This window comes from Pseudomonas nitroreducens (genome assembly GCF_010994165.1).
Lineage (GTDB): Bacteria > Pseudomonadota > Gammaproteobacteria > Pseudomonadales > Pseudomonadaceae > Pseudomonas > Pseudomonas nitroreducens.
Window position 1 is genome coordinate 371,973 of the sequence record NZ_WMBX01000002.1, and the last position, 14,726, is coordinate 386,698.

Annotated in this window: 17 protein-coding genes; 7 read left to right on the forward strand and 10 right to left on the reverse strand. The window is 65.5% G+C overall.

Annotation, left to right across the window (positions count from 1 at the left end; all coding sequences use genetic code 11):
- Positions 1-152 precede the first annotated feature (152 nt).
- The 6 genes from GJV37_RS09635 to GJV37_RS09660 all read right to left on the reverse strand — a co-directional run bounded on the left by GJV37_RS09635 (position 153) and on the right by GJV37_RS09660 (position 5,830).
- A complete protein-coding gene (locus GJV37_RS09635) occupies positions 153-923 on the reverse strand; it encodes a MetQ/NlpA family ABC transporter substrate-binding protein (RefSeq protein WP_024765490.1) in 771 nt (256 codons plus the stop codon).
- Positions 924-1,049: 126 nt separating this feature from the next.
- A complete protein-coding gene (locus GJV37_RS09640; RefSeq protein ID WP_024765489.1) occupies positions 1,050-1,715 on the reverse strand; it encodes a methionine ABC transporter permease in 666 nt (221 codons plus the stop codon).
- Positions 1,715-3,088 (reverse strand): LLM class flavin-dependent oxidoreductase, encoded by a 1,374-nt coding sequence (locus GJV37_RS09645; protein WP_170859867.1) that lies wholly within the window; start codon positions 3,086-3,088, stop codon positions 1,715-1,717. Before GJV37_RS09645 ends, GJV37_RS09640 begins: the two co-directional genes overlap by 1 nt.
- Positions 3,089-3,098: 10 nt before the next feature.
- Positions 3,099-4,322, reverse strand: coding sequence for an SfnB family sulfur acquisition oxidoreductase (locus GJV37_RS09650; protein WP_170859868.1), 1,224 nt, complete (start codon positions 4,320-4,322; stop codon positions 3,099-3,101).
- A gap of 305 nt (positions 4,323-4,627) precedes the next feature.
- Positions 4,628-5,107: a YbaK/EbsC family protein gene (locus tag GJV37_RS09655; RefSeq protein WP_024765487.1), complete on the reverse strand. Its 480-nt coding sequence runs from the start codon at positions 5,105-5,107 to the stop codon at positions 4,628-4,630.
- A 72-nt stretch (positions 5,108-5,179) separates the two neighbouring features.
- Positions 5,180-5,830 carry a hypothetical protein gene (locus GJV37_RS09660; RefSeq protein ID WP_024765486.1) on the reverse strand — a complete coding sequence of 217 codons (651 nt, stop codon included), beginning with the start codon at positions 5,828-5,830 and terminating at the stop codon, positions 5,180-5,182.
- A gap of 248 nt (positions 5,831-6,078) precedes the next feature.
- On the opposite strand from GJV37_RS09660, the gene GJV37_RS09665 reads away from it, so the two are divergent.
- Together GJV37_RS09665 and GJV37_RS09670 are read left to right on the forward strand one after the other, a co-directional pair.
- A complete protein-coding gene (locus GJV37_RS09665; protein ID WP_024765485.1) occupies positions 6,079-6,504 on the forward strand; it encodes a YciI family protein in 426 nt (141 codons plus the stop codon).
- Positions 6,505-6,521: 17 nt separating this feature from the next.
- Positions 6,522-6,938 carry a VOC family protein gene (locus tag GJV37_RS09670; RefSeq protein WP_024765484.1) on the forward strand — a complete coding sequence of 139 codons (417 nt, stop codon included), beginning with the start codon at positions 6,522-6,524 and terminating at the stop codon, positions 6,936-6,938.
- 85 nt (positions 6,939-7,023) lie between these two features.
- Here GJV37_RS09670 and GJV37_RS09675 read toward each other — a convergent pair whose 3' ends face one another.
- The gene (locus GJV37_RS09675; RefSeq protein ID WP_024765483.1) at positions 7,024-8,070 is read right to left on the reverse strand and encodes a helix-turn-helix transcriptional regulator; all 1,047 of its coding nucleotides are present in this window, start codon (positions 8,068-8,070) and stop codon (positions 7,024-7,026) included.
- Between the two features lie 111 nt (positions 8,071-8,181).
- Between GJV37_RS09675 and GJV37_RS09680 the strand changes: the two genes are divergently transcribed.
- Both GJV37_RS09680 and GJV37_RS09685 read left to right on the forward strand, forming a co-directional pair.
- Positions 8,182-9,930, forward strand: coding sequence for an amidohydrolase (locus GJV37_RS09680; RefSeq protein WP_024765482.1), 1,749 nt, complete (start codon positions 8,182-8,184; stop codon positions 9,928-9,930).
- Positions 9,927-10,844, forward strand: a complete 918-nt coding sequence (locus GJV37_RS09685) for a CobW family GTP-binding protein (protein WP_024765481.1) — start codon at positions 9,927-9,929, stop codon at positions 10,842-10,844. Before GJV37_RS09680 ends, GJV37_RS09685 begins: the two co-directional genes overlap by 4 nt.
- Before the next feature lie 72 nt (positions 10,845-10,916).
- Here GJV37_RS09685 and ppnP read toward each other — a convergent pair whose 3' ends face one another.
- Together ppnP and GJV37_RS09695 are read right to left on the reverse strand one after the other, a co-directional pair.
- The gene (ppnP, locus tag GJV37_RS09690; protein ID WP_024765480.1) at positions 10,917-11,198 is read right to left on the reverse strand and encodes a pyrimidine/purine nucleoside phosphorylase; all 282 of its coding nucleotides are present in this window, start codon (positions 11,196-11,198) and stop codon (positions 10,917-10,919) included.
- Positions 11,199-11,309: 111 nt separating this feature from the next.
- Positions 11,310-11,861, reverse strand: a complete 552-nt coding sequence (locus GJV37_RS09695; protein WP_024765479.1) for a 3'-5' exonuclease — start codon at positions 11,859-11,861, stop codon at positions 11,310-11,312.
- Positions 11,862-11,958: 97 nt separating this feature from the next.
- Between GJV37_RS09695 and GJV37_RS09700 the strand changes: the two genes are divergently transcribed.
- On the forward strand, positions 11,959-12,843 hold the full coding sequence (locus GJV37_RS09700) for an NAD(P)-dependent oxidoreductase (protein ID WP_338125917.1): 885 nt from the start codon (positions 11,959-11,961) through the stop codon (positions 12,841-12,843).
- Positions 12,844-12,901: 58 nt separating this feature from the next.
- Here GJV37_RS09700 and GJV37_RS09705 read toward each other — a convergent pair whose 3' ends face one another.
- Positions 12,902-13,243: a DMT family protein gene (locus GJV37_RS09705; protein ID WP_024765477.1), complete on the reverse strand. Its 342-nt coding sequence runs from the start codon at positions 13,241-13,243 to the stop codon at positions 12,902-12,904.
- Positions 13,244-13,686: 443 nt separating this feature from the next.
- Between GJV37_RS09705 and GJV37_RS09710 the strand changes: the two genes are divergently transcribed.
- Entirely contained in the window at positions 13,687-13,941 is a 255-nt protein-coding gene (locus GJV37_RS09710; protein WP_037012901.1) for a YkgJ family cysteine cluster protein, read from the forward strand.
- A 124-nt stretch (positions 13,942-14,065) separates the two neighbouring features.
- The gene (locus tag GJV37_RS09715) at positions 14,066-14,671 is read left to right on the forward strand and encodes an START domain-containing protein (RefSeq protein ID WP_024765475.1); all 606 of its coding nucleotides are present in this window, start codon (positions 14,066-14,068) and stop codon (positions 14,669-14,671) included.
- Positions 14,672-14,726 lie beyond the last annotated feature (55 nt).

The window sequence follows — 14,726 nt, forward strand, 5'->3', positions numbered from 1 at the left end:
TTGTTGCTGCCGGTGGTATCGAGGTCTGGCGAGCTAGAGCCAGGCAAGGCGGGCAGGGACTCGGAAGTGCTGTTCACTCCAGTGAATGAGCATTGCGAGTCCCTGCCCAGCGCGGCATGGCCGACGCTCAGCAGACCGTTTCCGGAGCTCGATCAGAACGCCGGCGCAATCTCGCCCTTGTAGCGGGTCAGGATGAACTGGCGGACCTCCGGCGAATTCAGCACCTTGGCCAGCTTCTGGATGCCTGGGTCCTGGATGTTGTCCGGACGCGCCACCAGGAACTCGGCGTAGAGGTCCTTGCCTTTCTCCACGATCAGCGCGCTCTTGGTGTCGATGCCTGCTTCCAGGGCGTAGTTGGCGAAGATGAAGGCCAGGTCCACCTGCTTCACGGCGCGGGCGAGCAGGGCACCTTCCAGTTCACGGATCTTCAGGTGTTTGGGGTTGTCGGTAATGTCGCGCTCGGTGGATTGCGGATTGCTCGGATCCTTGAGCTTGATCAGGCCACTCTCGGCCAGCAGTACCAGGGCGCGGCCGGTGTTCACCGGGTCGTTGGGGATGGCCACGCTGGCGCCGTCGGGCAGTTCGGCGAGGGACTTGTACTTGGTGGAGTAGGCGCCGAACGGCTCGATGTGGATGCCCACCACCGGCACCAGGTCGGTGTGGCGGGTCTTGTTGAAGTCATCGAGGAACGGGCGGTACTGGTAGTAGTTGGCGTCGAGGTTCTTCTGCGCGAGTTGCAGGTTGGGCTGGATGAAGTCGGTGAAGACCTTGATGTCCAGGTCGACGCCTTCCTTGGCCAGTTCCGGTTTGACGAACTCGAGGATTTCCGCGTGCGGCACCGGGGTGGCGCCGACAACGAGTTTTTCCCCTGCGTGGGCGGAGAAGGCGACGACGGCCGCCAGAATGGCGATGGCCTTTTTCATGGGTGTTGCTCCTTGGCAATAGTGGGTGGGCCGTCGTGGTGTGGACGTGGGGCCTTGATGGCAGCGGAGCCCGGCTGCCGGCGGGTGTTCTGGGTGCCGCTCCCGGAGAGGGAGTGGGCGGGGATTTCAGCGCCGGGTGTAGCGCGCCACCAGTCGGTCGCCGCTCATCTGCAGGGCCTGCACCAGCAGGATCAGCAGGGCGACGGTGATGATCATCACGTCGGTCTGGAAGCGCTGGTAACCGAAGCGGATCGCCAGGTCGCCGAGGCCGCCGCCGCCGATCACGCCGGACATCGCGGTGTAGTCCACCAGCACGATGGCAGTCACGGTGACGGCAGCGATCAGCCCGGTGCGGGCTTCCGGTAGCAGCGTGTGCCAGATGATCTGCCAGGTGCTGGCGCCCATCGCCTGGGTGGCTTCCACCAGGCCGCGGTCGACTTCGCGCAGGGCGGTTTCCACCAGCCGCGCGAAGAACGGCGTGCAGCCCACCACCAGTGGCGGGATGGCGCCGGGCACGCCCAGCGAGGTGCCGGTGACCAGCGTGGTGACCGGGATCAGCACGATCAGCAGGATGATGAACGGCAGCGAACGCAACATGTTCACCACCACCGACAGGGCGCGGTACAGGCCGGGTTTCTCGTGCAGCTGGCGCTTGCCGGTGAGGTACAGCAACACGCCCAGCGGCAGGCCCAGCAGCACGGTGAAGGCCAGCGCGCCGCCGAGCATGGCCAGGGTGTCCAGGCAGGCCTGGGCGAGGTCGTGCCAGTCGAGGTTGCGGAACCAGCCGTCCATCATTCGCGGCCCCTGCGCAGCTTGGCGGCGCGGTGCGAAGCGCCCAGGCGGTCGCCCTGGCCGAACAGCTTGTTGCGTAGCGTGCCCTGTTCGTACTCGCGCTTGAACAGGCCGCGCGCCTGCAGTTCCGGAACAAGCAGGTCGACGATGTCGACGAAGGTTTCCGGCGCCACCAGGCTGGAGAGGTTGAAGCCGTCCACGTCGGTTTCCTCGACCCAGGCCTGCAGCTGATCCGCCACGGTCTGCGGCGAACCCACCAGCAGCGGGCCGTCACCGCCCAGTGCGCAGTAGTCGGCGATCTCGGCGGCGGTCCACTGGCGCTGCGGGTCGGCAGCGCTGAAGGCGTCCACCGCGGACTGGATGGCGTCGCTCTGTACGTGGCGCAACACCTGGTCCGGCGCGTACTGGCCGAAGTCGATGCCGGTCCAGCCGGAGACCAGCGCCAGGGCGCCTTCGCGGTCGCTGTACTGGCGATAGTCTTCCAGCTTGGCCAGTGCCTCGGCGTCGGTCGGCGCGACGATCACGGTAAGCTGGTTCAGGACCAGCACGTCGTCGGGCTGGCGACCGGCTTCCACGGCGAGGCGTCGCAGGTCGGCCACCTGGTCGCGGAGGATGTTCTTCGTCGGCGCGGCGACGAACACGCACTCGGCATTGCCGGCGGCGAAGGCCTTGCCGCGGCTGGAGGCGCCGGCCTGGTACAGCACCGGCGTGCGCTGCGGCGATGGCTGGCTGAGGTGGAAGCCGGGCACCTCGAAGTGTTCGCCCTTGTGCTCGATGGGGTGGACCTTGCGCGGGTCGGCGTAGACGCCGCTCTTGCGGTCGGCGACCACGGCGTCATCGTCCCAGCTGGCTTCCCAGAGCTTGTAGCAGACCTCCAGGTACTCGGCGGCCAGGGCGTAGCGCTGCTGGTGGTTGAGCTGCTGCTTCAGCCCCAGGTTGCGCGCGCCGCTGTTGAGGTAGGAGGTGACGATGTTCCAGCCGGCTCGGCCACGGGTCAGATGATCCAGCGTGGACATGCGCCGGGCGAACGGGAACGGGTGTTCGAACGACACCGAGGCGGTGATGCCGAAGCCCAGGTGCTCGGTGGCCGCGGCCATGGCCGGGACGATCTGCAGCGGGTCGTTGGCCGGCACCTGGGCGCCGGCGCTCAGCGCGGCGTCAGCGTTGCCGTGGTAGACGTCGTAGACGCCCAGCACGTCGGCCAGGAACAGGCCGTCGATCCTGCCGCGTTCGAGGGTTTTCGCCAGTTCGATCCAGTAGTGGATGTCGGTGTAGCGCGCGACCTGCTGGTCGCGCGGGTGGCGCCAGAGGCCGGGCGAGAGGTGGCCGACGCAGTTCATGGCGAAGGCGTTGAGGCGAATCTGCTTGCTCATGGCGATGGCCTCAGTTCCAGTCGTGGCGCGGCGGGCGCTTGTCGTTGAGCAGCCAGTTGCCGACCAGGTGGTACTTCCAGCGCACCGGGTCGTGCAGGGTGTGCACGCGGGCGTTGCGCCAGTGGCGGTCGAGGGCGTGGCGGGCAAGGGTGGAGCGGGTGCCGCCCAGCTCGAACAGCTTGTTGGCGGCATCGATGGCGACTTCGGTGGTCAGCACCTTGGCCTTGGCCACGGCAACCGAGGCGCGGGCCACGCTGTCTTCGTCCGGCGCCGGGCGAGCGGCGTCCATCACCCTGCCGGCGCGTTCCAGCAGGGCATCGGCGGCTTCGATGCGGATGCCCAGTTCACCGACCTGGATGATGGTCAGTGGGTCTTCGCTGGCCCTCTCCACGCCGGCGTCGATCCACGGGCGCGCCTGTTCGCGGACGAAGGCGATGGTGTCGCGCAGCGCAGCGCGGGCAATGCCGGCGTCGATGGCGGCGGTGGTGATCTGCGCGAACGGGCCGGCCAGGGTCGGCACGTCGTAGGAGCGGTGGGTAGGGAAGACGTTGAACGCCGGCACCCGCAGGCCGTCCACCAGCACGGTGCCGCTGGAGGTGGTGCGCTGGCCGATGCTGGCCCAGTCGTCGACGATCACCAGTCCCGGCGTGCCGCGCGGGACGAAGGCCAGCTGGGCGTTGCCCTGTTCGTCCAGGCCCAGCACGCCGAGCCAATGGGCGTATAGCGAGCCGGTGCAATAGCCCTTGCGGCCGTCGAGCACGACATGATCGCCGTCACGGCGCAGGCGGGTCTGGATGTCCTGCACGGTCTTGCCGCCGGTTTCCGACAGTGCGTTGGCGAAGCGGTTGCCCTTGAGCGCGAGGTCGAAGAAGAAGCGCTTCTGTTCGTCGCTGCCCTGCAGGCGGATGTCTTCCAGCAGGCAGTAGTGGTTCTGTGGAATCTGCCCCAGCGACGGGTCGGCGGCGGAGATGATGGCGATGACTTCCGCCAGCGTGGCGTAGGACACCTCGGCGCCGCCAAAGGCGCGCGGCACGGTGATGCCCCACAGGCCGCTGTTGGAGTAGACCTCGACCACTTCCGGGGGGACTTCGCGGTTGCGGTCGCGCTCGGCGGCGCCTTCGAGCAGGAAGGCGGCGACCTTGTGGGCGACGTCGATGGCCTCGGCGTCGGAGGTGATTACCTGGGCGTTCGGCTCACGGATGTCGTAGTGGGCGGATTCGGGGAGTTGGGACATGGCAGTACAGCGACCTCGGGGCAGATGAATCGGCCCGGTGTTCGGGCCTGTCTGTTCAGGTCATTGCACAAGCTGTGCCGTAATTTAAAAGTCTTTTAAATCAATAGTTTGGCGTTTTTGGTAAACAGTTGAGACGCTGGGCGAACAGCAAAGTGTTGGGCGAGTGTTGCTGTGGCAACAGTGGCGGAGCAGGGATATACCTTGGCGGATTGGAGCGGCCTGACGCCCATCGCGGATGGAGTCCGCTGCTAACGGAAGTTTCCATCGGGTGTAGCAGCGGACTTCGTCCGCGATGGTCGGCAAACCTAAACTGGTTGATCAACCCGCTCCTGGCAGACATCGATCCAGTCCGCCGCCACCAGCTCCGCCATGCGCTGCGGCCCGATCCGCACGGCGCTGTGCACCGCGCCAGCGGCCGGCAGCACCTCGTCGAACGCCTGCAACGACACATCGCAATACACCGGCAACGGCGTCGCCAGGCCGAACGGGCAGACCCCGCCCACGGGGTGGCCGGTCAACTCCACGACTTCCTCGGCACCGAGCATCTTCGCCTTGCCGCCAAAGGCTTCCTTGAGCTTGCGGTTGTCCAGCCGCGCATCGCCGCGCGCCACCACCAGCACGGTGCGTTCGCCGACGCGCAGGGATAGCGTCTTGGCGATGCGGCCCGGCTCCACGCCGTGGGCCTCGGCGGCCAGGGCGACGGTGGCGGTGCTGGTTTCCAGCTCGATGATGGCGATGTCGGGGGCCTTTTCGGCGAAGAAGGCGCGAACCGATTCCAGGCTCATGGGGCAATGCTCCGTATCTTGCGAAAAGGTCTGAATCTAAGAAGCGCGGAGAAGACTGTCCAGCCCGGAAGGCTAGCGTCCGTGGATGAGCAGGGTTTCGATGTCCGGTACGTGCAGCGCCTGCTCGGCGTTCACCAATGCCAATCGCGCCGCGAAAATCCGTAGTTCCCGATCGGCGGCATGCACGGCGCGCATCAGTTCGCTCAATGGTACCGTGACCGAATGCAGCGGCGGGGGCGGGGCAAAGCCCTCGCCCGGCCCGTTGAAGTCGAAATGGGCGGACTGGTTGCGGCGACTGATGTCGGGCGAAGGGTGGCCGCTGTACAGGTAGGCACCCTTGCCAGCGGCGATGCGCTTCCAGCTGTGCAGGTCGCCCAGGTCGCTGCAGCACTGCGGGAACAGCACATCGAGACTGCCGATCCGCAATACATAGCCGCCGGGCAAGGGCTGGATCTGTTTCCAGTTCCCCGAGCCCGCCAGCCCCTCTTCACAGTGCAGCCGTATCAGGCGCGAGATGTCAGCATCGCTCAGCTCGGCGATACGGTGGAATGCGCTTCCCGGCCGGTAGGGCCTGAGGCTCGGATCGAAGCCGCTGGCCCTCAGATTGCGCTCATGGAAGGCCCGCCAGCTTTCCACGTGCTCCCAGTACGGCCCCTCGGTCGGCACCGGCACGGAGTCGACCAGGTAGAACAGTTCGATGACGGGAATGAGCTGGACCTGCATGGGGGCGCCCGGAGTTTTCCGAACGGCACGTTCTAATGGCGTTGGCCCTGGGCGTCCATAGCGAATTTTCCCATTTCTGCGGCTGCGGTCCTTGGCGCGACCTATGCTCAAAGCCCTCGCAGTACCCCTGAGAATATTTTTGCGTGGGCTGTCGATTCGTCGTCCTGCCCTTCGACTATTCGTCAGGAACCGGATGAAACCGGCCGCCACGCTGGCAATTACAAGAGAATGACAAGAGGAGAAAACCCATGCGTTTCATGGTGATCGTCAAAGCCACCGCCGACTCCGAGGCGGGTGTGATGCCCAAGGAAGAACTGCTCGCCGCCATGGGGGCGTTCAACGAAGAACTGGTCAAGGCCGGGGTGATGCTGGCGGGCGAAGGGCTGCACCCCAGCGCCAAGGGCGCGCGGGTGCGCTTCGATGGCGCTTCGCGGCAGGTGATCGACGGCCCGTTCGCCGAAACCAAGGAGCTTATCGCCGGCTTCTGGATCATGCAGACCGCGTCGTTGCAGGAGTGCATCGACTGGGTCAAGCGCTCGCCCAATCCCTTCGATGGTGAGTCCGAGATCGAAATCCGGCAGATCTTCGAGGCCGAGGACTTCGGTGCCGAATTCACCCCTGAATTGCGTGAGCAGGAAGAGCGTCTGCGCGCCGAAATCGCCAGCAAATCCTGAATCTGGAGGATACCGCCATGTTGATGAATGCCTATCTGGTCTTCGATGGAAACTGCGAGGAAGCCTTCCGTTATTACGCCGAGGTGCTGCGCGCAGAGCTGCCGGCGCTGATGCGCTTCTCCGATGCGCCGGGTTGCGAGGACATGCCCGAGGCCTTGAAGAACCGCGTCATCCACGTCCGCCTGGAAGTGGATGGCCATGTGCTGATGGGATCGGACGCCTCGCCCCAATGCGGCCAGTACGAAGGAGTGAAGGGTGTGTCGATCACCCTGAACGTCGACAGCAAGGCCGAGGCCCGGCGCCTGTTCGAGGCGCTGGGCAAGGGCGGCAAGGTCACCATGCCGCTGGAGCAGACCTTCTGGGCCGAATTGTTCGGCGCAGTGGAGGACCGCTTCGGCGTGCCGTGGATGATCAACTGCGAGAAGGAAGCTTAAGCGCAACGGCGAGCCTGTCGCGGACGGAGTGCGCTCCTACACAAGGGCCGACCCTGGCGTAGGAGTGGACTCTGCCCGCGCTTGCCTATTCAGCTGAGATCCCGCCCGCTGCGCGGAATCGCTCCGGTGTCGTCCCGGTAAACCGCTGGAATGCCCGGTGGAAGCTGGTGACGTGTTCGTAGCCGAGGAGGAAGGCAATCTCCTGCAGCGCCATCCGGCTGGCCAGCAGATAACGCTGGGCCAGCGCCATCCGCACCTCCAGCACTATGCCCTTGAAGGTCAGCCCGTGCTCCCGCAGCCGGCGTTGCAGCGTATGCGGCGGCAGGCGCAACCAGGCGGCGGTCTGTTCCAGATCCGGTAGTGGGATACGCGCGTTCTGCAGCAGGTAATAGCGCACGTCATCCGGTAGCGCCTGACCGCGTTCGAAACTGGCCAGGGTCGCCGCGCCCTGGGCTTGGCACAGCCGCGTCACGGAAGGGTTGGCGGTCGAGAAGGGGCGATCGTGGAATTCCCGTGGCATCCACAATTCGGCCCGCTCGGCATTGAAATGACAGAGGCCGGGGAAAATCTCGCCGTACAGCGCGGCATGCGCCGGCGGCGGGTAGGGCAGGTGCAACTGCATGCTGGCGCAGTTCTCCAGGTCCGGCAGGCGCTGGCACAACCAGCGCCAGGTGCTGCTCAGCCATTCCTCGCAGAGGGCGATGCGCTCCACTTCACTGAAAGGCGGCAATTGCAGCGTCAGCCGAATGTGCTCGTCGACCTCCTCTCGGTGGGTGTGGATCGGGTGAGGCATCAGGCTCGACGGCTGGCCGAGGGAGATGTCCCAGGAGCGCCGCAGGTTGGCCGCGCTGATCAGCGCGTAGCCGATCACTCCCAGGTCATAGAGGTTGTAGCGCTGGCCCAGGCGCAGGAAGAAGTCGCTCGGGCCGAGCAGTCCGGCGGCCTGCTGCAGCAGGCGATAGTAGCGGGCGAAGTTCATCATGCTGGCTGCCGCTTCTCCGCTCGGCGGCAAGCCGAGGCCACCGAGCAGGGGAGCCACGGGTGGCAGGGCGGGGCGAGCGCGCCATTCGTCGATGAAATGGCGGAAAAGCTGACGCGCGGCGTAATCGATATCGAAGGAAGCGGTGGGCATTCGCGCGGTCAACCTGTTGTTTAGTGCTAGCGAGTTGTCATCTTGTGCTAGTCAATGGTTGAAAGTCGAGCCCTATACTGCCCCCACGGACAAGAACAACAAGGGCTTCCCATGACCGCTCCGGACCGCTTCCGCTCCTCCAATTCCCCAACCGGCCGCTTTGCCGAACTGCTGCTGCACAACGGCCGCTTCTACACCCTCGATCCCGCACGACCCTGGGCCGAGGCCGTTGCCATCCGGGATGGTCGGTTGCTGGCGGTCGGCCTTCGCGAAGAGATGGAGCACCTGATCGGCCCGGACACCCTGGTGCATGATCTCGAAGGCGCCTTCTGCATGCCTGGCCTGCACGACATGCACACTCACCCGGACCTGGCGCTGAATCCGCGCTATGCCGACGACCTCGATGTCGGCATCGAGGACCCGACTCCGGAGCAGCTTGCCAAGGCCATTCGAGACTATGCCGACAGCCACCCGGGCGATGGCTGGGTCTACGGCCAGTACTGGGTGCGCTACACCTTCCGCGAAGCCGGGCTGAAGCCGGGCCGCGAGTGGCTCGACTCGGTGATGCCGGATCGCCCCGTGGCGCTGCTCGACCGCATGTGGGGCACCATGATGGTCAACTCCCGCGCGCTGGAACTGGCCGGCATCGACGCCAATACGCCCGATCCGCGCAATGGCTACCTGGAGCGCGACGAGCTGACCGGCGAGCCCAACGGCCTGTTGATCGACGGCGGTTACGCGCTGATCCACGCTGCCATGCCGCCGACCCCGGCCAAGGTGCTGCGCCAGTCCTACCGCGAAGGCGTGCACTTCCAGAGTTCTCGCGGCGTCACCGCGGCCAAGTACCTGCACGTCTGCGAGAACCGCCTGGATGCGCTTAAGTACCTCGATGACGCCGGCCAGCTGACCCTGCGAGTGGAAGCGGCAATCAGCTGGCAGGACGACATCTTCCCGGTGCGTCGTCGCTGGGAGCTGCTCGCCGGCGAACGCCACTACTACCGCAGTGCGCGGCTGTCGGCGAATGCGGTGAAATTCCACTTCGACGGCACCGTCGAGCCGCGCTCGTCCTTCCTTATCACTCCCTGGCCGGGCGAAGATGCCTGGCGCGGCAAGCTGAACCTGACGCCGGAGCACATCACTGACATGGTGGTGGACATGGACCGTCGCGGCATCCGCGTGATCGCCCATTGCACGGGTGATGCGGCGTCCGACGTATTCCTCGATGCGGTGGCCGAAGCGCGCCGGCGCAATGGCTTTTCCGGCGTGCGCCACCAGTGCGCGCACAGCACCATCCTGCATCCGGGCAACCTCAAGCGCTTCCGTGAGCTGGAGGTGATCGCCGAGTTCTCCCCGGCGGCCTGGTACCCGACGCCTTTCGCCAGCGGCGCGCGCTCCGGCTACGGCCCGGATCGCCTGAAGCGCATCTACGACTTCAAGGGCGTGCTGGCCGCCGGCGGCGTCGCGGTATTCGGCACCGACTGGCCGGTGGCGTCAATCGACCCGTGGCTGGCACTGGAAACCCTGGTGACCCGGCAGAACCCATGGAATGACGACCCGGCCTGCTTCGGCGAGCCGATCAGCCTGGAACAGGCGATCCGCGTTGCGACCCTCAACGGTGCCTATGCGATGGGCCTGGAAAATCTTACCGGCAGCCTGGAGGCGGACAAGTCGGCGGACTTCATCGTCCTCGACCGCAACCTGTTCGAGCAGCCGGCGCGCAACTACATCCACCGCACCGAGGTGCAACTGACCTTCGTCGAAGGTCGCCCGGTGTACGACCGCCTCGGCCAGTTCAGCGATACCGCCCTGGCGGCGGTGTGGCAGGGCGAGCCGCCGCGTATCGAAGGGGTCAACGCATGAATGCCGCGAGCATCCCGGTAACGGTGGTCGCCGGCTTCCTCGGCGCCGGCAAGACCACGCTGTTGCGCAACCTGCTGGAGCGCTGTGAAGGGCGGCGGCTGGCAGTGATCGTCAATGACTTCGGCGAGCTGAACATCGACGCCGGGATGATCGCCGAGCAGACCGAGGCGGTGTACAGCCTGGAGAACGGCTGCATCTGCTGCTCGGTGCAGGACGACCTGCTGGCGCAGCTGGAACGACTGGCGAATATGCACCCGCCGTTGGAACAGGTGGTGATCGAGTGCAGCGGGGTGTCCGACCCGCAGCGCATCGTACAGACGCTCGGCTACCCGAAGCTGCGCAGGCGCCTGCACCTGGATGCGGTGCTGACCGTGGTCGACGCCGCCCGTCGTGAGCCGCTCGAAGGCGAGTATGCGCGGCTGGAACGCATGCAGGCGGCTGCCGCCGATCTGCTGCTGCTGAACAAGTGCGACCTGCTCGAAACCGATGAGCTGGCCGCCCAGCGCGAACGCTTCGGCCGTGGCGCGCGGGTGCTGGAAACCATCCAGGCGCAGATTCCCGATGAGCTGCTGCTGGGCGAGCCGTCGCGCAAGCTGCGGCCCCATGGGCAGGAAGGTGTCGACCATGGCGACCTGTTCGACAGCTGGAGTTGGCAGGGGGATGAAAGCTTTGAGGGTGTGCGGCTGAAACTCTGGTTGGAGACGCTGCCGCGTGGCCTGCTGCGCCTTAAGGGACTGATCCGACTGTCTGGACAGGGGGATGCGTTGTGGCTGCAGTACGTTGGCGGGCGCTATCAGCTGCGGCCGGCGACGGCGGCCGAAGCGGCACAGGGATCGCGGCTGGTGTTCATCGCGGAAAAGGACGCAGGATTGCGGGCTGATCTTGCGGCCGGGTTATGCGGCTGCTTTTCGTAGGACAGAGCTCGACAGTTGTACCGGCAATAAAAAGCCGGCCTCAGGGCCGGCTCTTTCATGGAACAGCCGAACTCAGCGGTATTCGCAGAGGTAGGCGGTGTCCTGGGCGACTTTCAGCTGGAACTTGCTGTTGGCCGGTACGGTGAAGTTGCTGCCGCCTTCGAAGGTTTCCCAGCTGTCGCTGCCCGGCAGCTTGACGGTCAGCGCGCCGGCGACGACGTGCATCACCTCCAGCTGGCTGGTGCCGAATTCGTATTCGCCGGGAGCCATCACGCCGATGGTGGCGGGGCCTGCGGTCATGTCGAAGGCGATGGATTTGACGGTGCCGTCGAAGTACTCGTTGACCTTGAACATGGGCTTCTCCTGCTAGAGGGGTGAAAAAGGGCCCGCCAGTATGCCCAAGGGCGCAGGCTCCGTCACTAGAGCGGCGCAGGCGACCGTTCGGTCAGTGAATGGAGCCTTCTTTCAGCCGGCCACCGGCAGTGTCAGCGGCAACAGGCGGGCAGTATTGCGGGCATCCTCCAGGGCGCGGTGCGGCTGTCCCTGGAAGTTCAATCCGGCCAGGTGCAGCGCGGCATTCAGGCCCACCGGCCGCTTGAGCTGGCGGGCCTGGGCGAAGCGCTGTTTGAGGTTGACGTGAGGAACACGGGCCAGGTGGCTGTCCAGGTTCTGGCGGCGCCATTCCAGTTCCAGTTGGTGACGGTCGTAGTCGCCCCAGCTGGTCCAGCCGGCCAGGCGCGGGCGGTGCTGGGCCAGCCAGCGCTCGAATTGCGGCCAGACCTCATGCAGGGGCGCGGCGGCATCGACGTTGGCCTGGGTGATGTGGGTGAGTTCGCGACAGAAGGCGGTCAGCAGCGGTCGACGTTGCGGGCGCACGAAGCGCTGGAAGTGATCCAGCTCGCGGCCGTCGGCCTCGGCCACCAGGCTGGCGCCGATCTCGATGATTTCCATTTCCTCGACCGGCCAGCCGCCTTCCTCGGTGGTGGCTTCCAGGTCGATCACCAGCCAGTGGGGCATAGTCGGTGCTCGTGGTTGGGTACGAATCGAGTATGGAAGGCGTTTGCGGGGCCGGCAAACCGCTGTGCTAGGCTGACCGGCTACCAGGACAAGGGGGATCAAGATGGCGAAAGTGGCATTCATCGGTCTGGGCGTGATGGGCTATCCCATGGCCGGGCATCTGGCGCGCGAAGGGCATGAGGTGTGCGTCTACAACCGCACCGCGAGCCGCGCGGCCCAGTGGGTCAGGCAGTTCGGCGGCAGTTCGGCGGACACTCCGCGCGAGGCCACGCAGTGGGCTGAGTTCGTGATGTGCTGCGTCGGCAACGATGATGACCTGCGCAGCGTGGTGCTGGGCGAGGAAGGCGCGTTGGCCGGGATGCAGCCGGGCGCTGTGCTGGTGGACCACACCACCGCTTCGGCTGAGGTCGCCCGTGAACTGGCCGTGGCGGCGGCGGAGCGCGAGCTTGGCTTCCTTGATGCGCCGGTCTCCGGCGGCCAGGCCGGCGCCGAGAACGGTGCGCTGACGGTGATGGTTGGCGGCGATGCGGACCTCTATTCGCGCGCCGAACCGGTGATCGCCACCTACGCGCGCATGGTGCGGCGCATGGGCTCGGTGGGCAGCGGCCAGCTGACCAAGATGGTCAACCAGATCTGCGTCGGCGGCTTGCTGCAAGGGCTGTCGGAGGCGCTGCACTTCGCCCGGAGCGCCGGCCTCGACGGCATGGCGGCCATGGAAGTGATCAGCAAGGGCGCGGCGCAATCCTGGCAATTGGAGAATCGCCACCAGAGCATGCTGGAAGGGCGCTTCGACTTCGGCTTCGCGGTGGACTGGATGCGCAAGGACCTGGGGATCGTGCTCGACGAGGCCCGCCGCAACGGCGCGCAACTGCCGATCACGGCGTTGGTCGACCAGTTTTACGCCGAGGTGCAGGCTGCCGGTGGCGGGCGCTGGGATACCTCCAGCCTGATCACCCGTCTGCGGGACTCGTCCGAGTCCTGATCGGTCTTCTATTTCCCCGGGCGGTCGCGGAGATCGTCGTGTGCCGAGTCAGTCCGATTCAGGCGCGGAAGATGAAGTACACCGCGCCCAGCAGGCACAGCCCGGCCCATAGATAGTCGAGCTTCAGTGGCTGCTGCATGAAGTACACGCTGAACGGCACGAAGACCGCCAGCGTGATGACCTCCTGCATGATTTTCAGTTGCCCCACCGACATCACCGTGTAACCGATGCGGTTGGCCGGCACCTGCAATAAATACTCGAAGAGTGCGATGCCCCAGCTGACCAGTGCCGCGATGATCCACGGCTTGCTGTTCAGGGTTTTCAGGTGGCCGTACCAGGCGAAGGTCATGAACAGGTTGGAAAGACACAGAAGAAAAGCGGTTTGCAGCCAGACCGGCATGGCAGAGGCTCCAGGGTTGGGGGCTGCGCATGAGCCTACTGGATGCGCCGCGATACAGCCAAGGGGCGGCGATCGCGGCGCTAGGACGGCATGCTGTCGCTGTGAAGCTGACATCCCTGGGCCTGGTCGGGGTGAGACGGGAGTCCGAGAGTGTCCGATGGGCGAGCCGTTGCCGGAGTTTCCCGCTGATCTGGCCCGCTTGGCGGAATGCTCGACCCGCTATATGCTCGGCGGCCCCGTTCTGCTCGCCTCGGGATTGCCGCCCGCCGTGCATATCCGCCCGCGGCGAAAGGGCTTGGCGGGCCTTGCTGGAGAGCTGCCCCCCCAAGATGCTGGCTCGCCGCGCGGTCGAAGTCGATATGTGAAGTGGCGAAGCTGCGCAAGCAACGGCTGCTGAGCGACCAGCCCCGATGACGTCTTGATGTCGAATAGAGAGTAGATCCATGCAATGCCGTATCGGCTGTGGCGCCTGTTGCATAGCGCCGTCGATTTCCTCGCCCATCCCTGGCATGCCCGACGGCAAGCCGGCGGGTGTTCGCTGCGTGCAACTGGATGAGCGCAATCTGTGCAAACTATTCGGCGACTCGCGGCGTCCAAAGGTCTGTGCGGCCTTCGATGCGGACGCCGATGCCTGTGGCAGCAGCAACGAACAGGCCCTGCGGATCCTCACCGAGTGGGAGCGCATCACCGCCGCCTGATGTGACTTGGAAGTCACGATTTCGCGGTCCATACTGACGCCCCGATCCGCTCAAGACCGCGGATTGCGACAGGGCGCCGGCAATTGCCGACCCTACGAGACCAAGAATAAAGAGAGGTAAGACGATGCGTGGTGTATTGCGTATGACCCTGCTGGCCACTGCCGTGATGGGCTTTGCCGGTACTGCCCTGGCGGACGACTGGAAGCTGGAGAAGGAAGACGACGGTGTGAAGGTCTTCCTCAGCCCGGTCGCGGGCTCCAAGTACAAGGCCTACCGTGGCGTCGTCGATATCAAGGCCGATGTGGCCAAGATCAACGCCCTGCAGGAAGACGTGGCCGGCTCCTGCAAGTGGATCCACGCCTGCGCCGAGATGCGTCTGCTGAAGACCGAGGGCGACAATTCCTGGACCTACTCGAAGATCGACATGCCCTGGCCGGTGACTGGCCGCGACGTGGTGATCCACGTAACCACCGAGAAGACCGCCGACGGTGGCCTGATCCGTCATCTCAAGGCCGAGCCGACCTATATCCCGGAAGAGAAAGGCGAAATCCGCGTGCCGAAACTGATCGGCGAGTGGAAGCTGGTGCCCAAGGGCGCTGGCGTGACCGAGGTGACTTACCAGGTGCAGACCGAGCCGGGTGGCAGCATCCCGTCCTGGCTGGCCAACAGCTTCGTGGTCGATGCGCCGATGAATACCCTGAAGGGCCTGCGCAGCGCTGCCGAGAAGTAATCGGCGCTGTCGTTCCCTTTCGTGAAGAAGCCGCCCTCGGGCGGCTTTTTTGCTT

Coding starts and splice junctions, on each gene's coding strand:
- GJV37_RS09660 (WP_024765486.1), bottom strand. CDS start 5,830: ATGCAGGTCCAGCTCATTCCCGTCATCGAACTGTTCTACCTGGTCGAC.
- GJV37_RS09665 (WP_024765485.1), top strand. CDS start 6,079: ATGCGTTTCATGGTGATCGTCAAAGCCACCGCCGACTCCGAGGCGGGT.
- GJV37_RS09670 (WP_024765484.1), top strand. CDS start 6,522: ATGTTGATGAATGCCTATCTGGTCTTCGATGGAAACTGCGAGGAAGCC.
- GJV37_RS09715 (WP_024765475.1), top strand. CDS start 14,066: ATGCGTGGTGTATTGCGTATGACCCTGCTGGCCACTGCCGTGATGGGC.
- GJV37_RS09705 (WP_024765477.1), bottom strand. CDS start 13,243: ATGCCGGTCTGGCTGCAAACCGCTTTTCTTCTGTGTCTTTCCAACCTG.
- GJV37_RS09645 (WP_170859867.1), bottom strand. CDS start 3,088: ATGAGCAAGCAGATTCGCCTCAACGCCTTCGCCATGAACTGCGTCGGC.
- GJV37_RS09695 (WP_024765479.1), bottom strand. CDS start 11,861: ATGCCCCACTGGCTGGTGATCGACCTGGAAGCCACCACCGAGGAAGGC.
- GJV37_RS09655 (WP_024765487.1), bottom strand. CDS start 5,107: ATGAGCCTGGAATCGGTTCGCGCCTTCTTCGCCGAAAAGGCCCCCGAC.
- GJV37_RS09680 (WP_024765482.1), top strand. CDS start 8,182: ATGACCGCTCCGGACCGCTTCCGCTCCTCCAATTCCCCAACCGGCCGC.
- ppnP (WP_024765480.1), bottom strand. CDS start 11,198: ATGTTCAAGGTCAACGAGTACTTCGACGGCACCGTCAAATCCATCGCC.
- GJV37_RS09640 (WP_024765489.1), bottom strand. CDS start 1,715: ATGGACGGCTGGTTCCGCAACCTCGACTGGCACGACCTCGCCCAGGCC.
- GJV37_RS09675 (WP_024765483.1), bottom strand. CDS start 8,070: ATGCCCACCGCTTCCTTCGATATCGATTACGCCGCGCGTCAGCTTTTC.
- GJV37_RS09650 (WP_170859868.1), bottom strand. CDS start 4,322: ATGTCCCAACTCCCCGAATCCGCCCACTACGACATCCGTGAGCCGAAC.
- GJV37_RS09685 (WP_024765481.1), top strand. CDS start 9,927: ATGAATGCCGCGAGCATCCCGGTAACGGTGGTCGCCGGCTTCCTCGGC.
- GJV37_RS09635 (WP_024765490.1), bottom strand. CDS start 923: ATGAAAAAGGCCATCGCCATTCTGGCGGCCGTCGTCGCCTTCTCCGCC.
- GJV37_RS09710 (WP_037012901.1), top strand. CDS start 13,687: ATGCAATGCCGTATCGGCTGTGGCGCCTGTTGCATAGCGCCGTCGATT.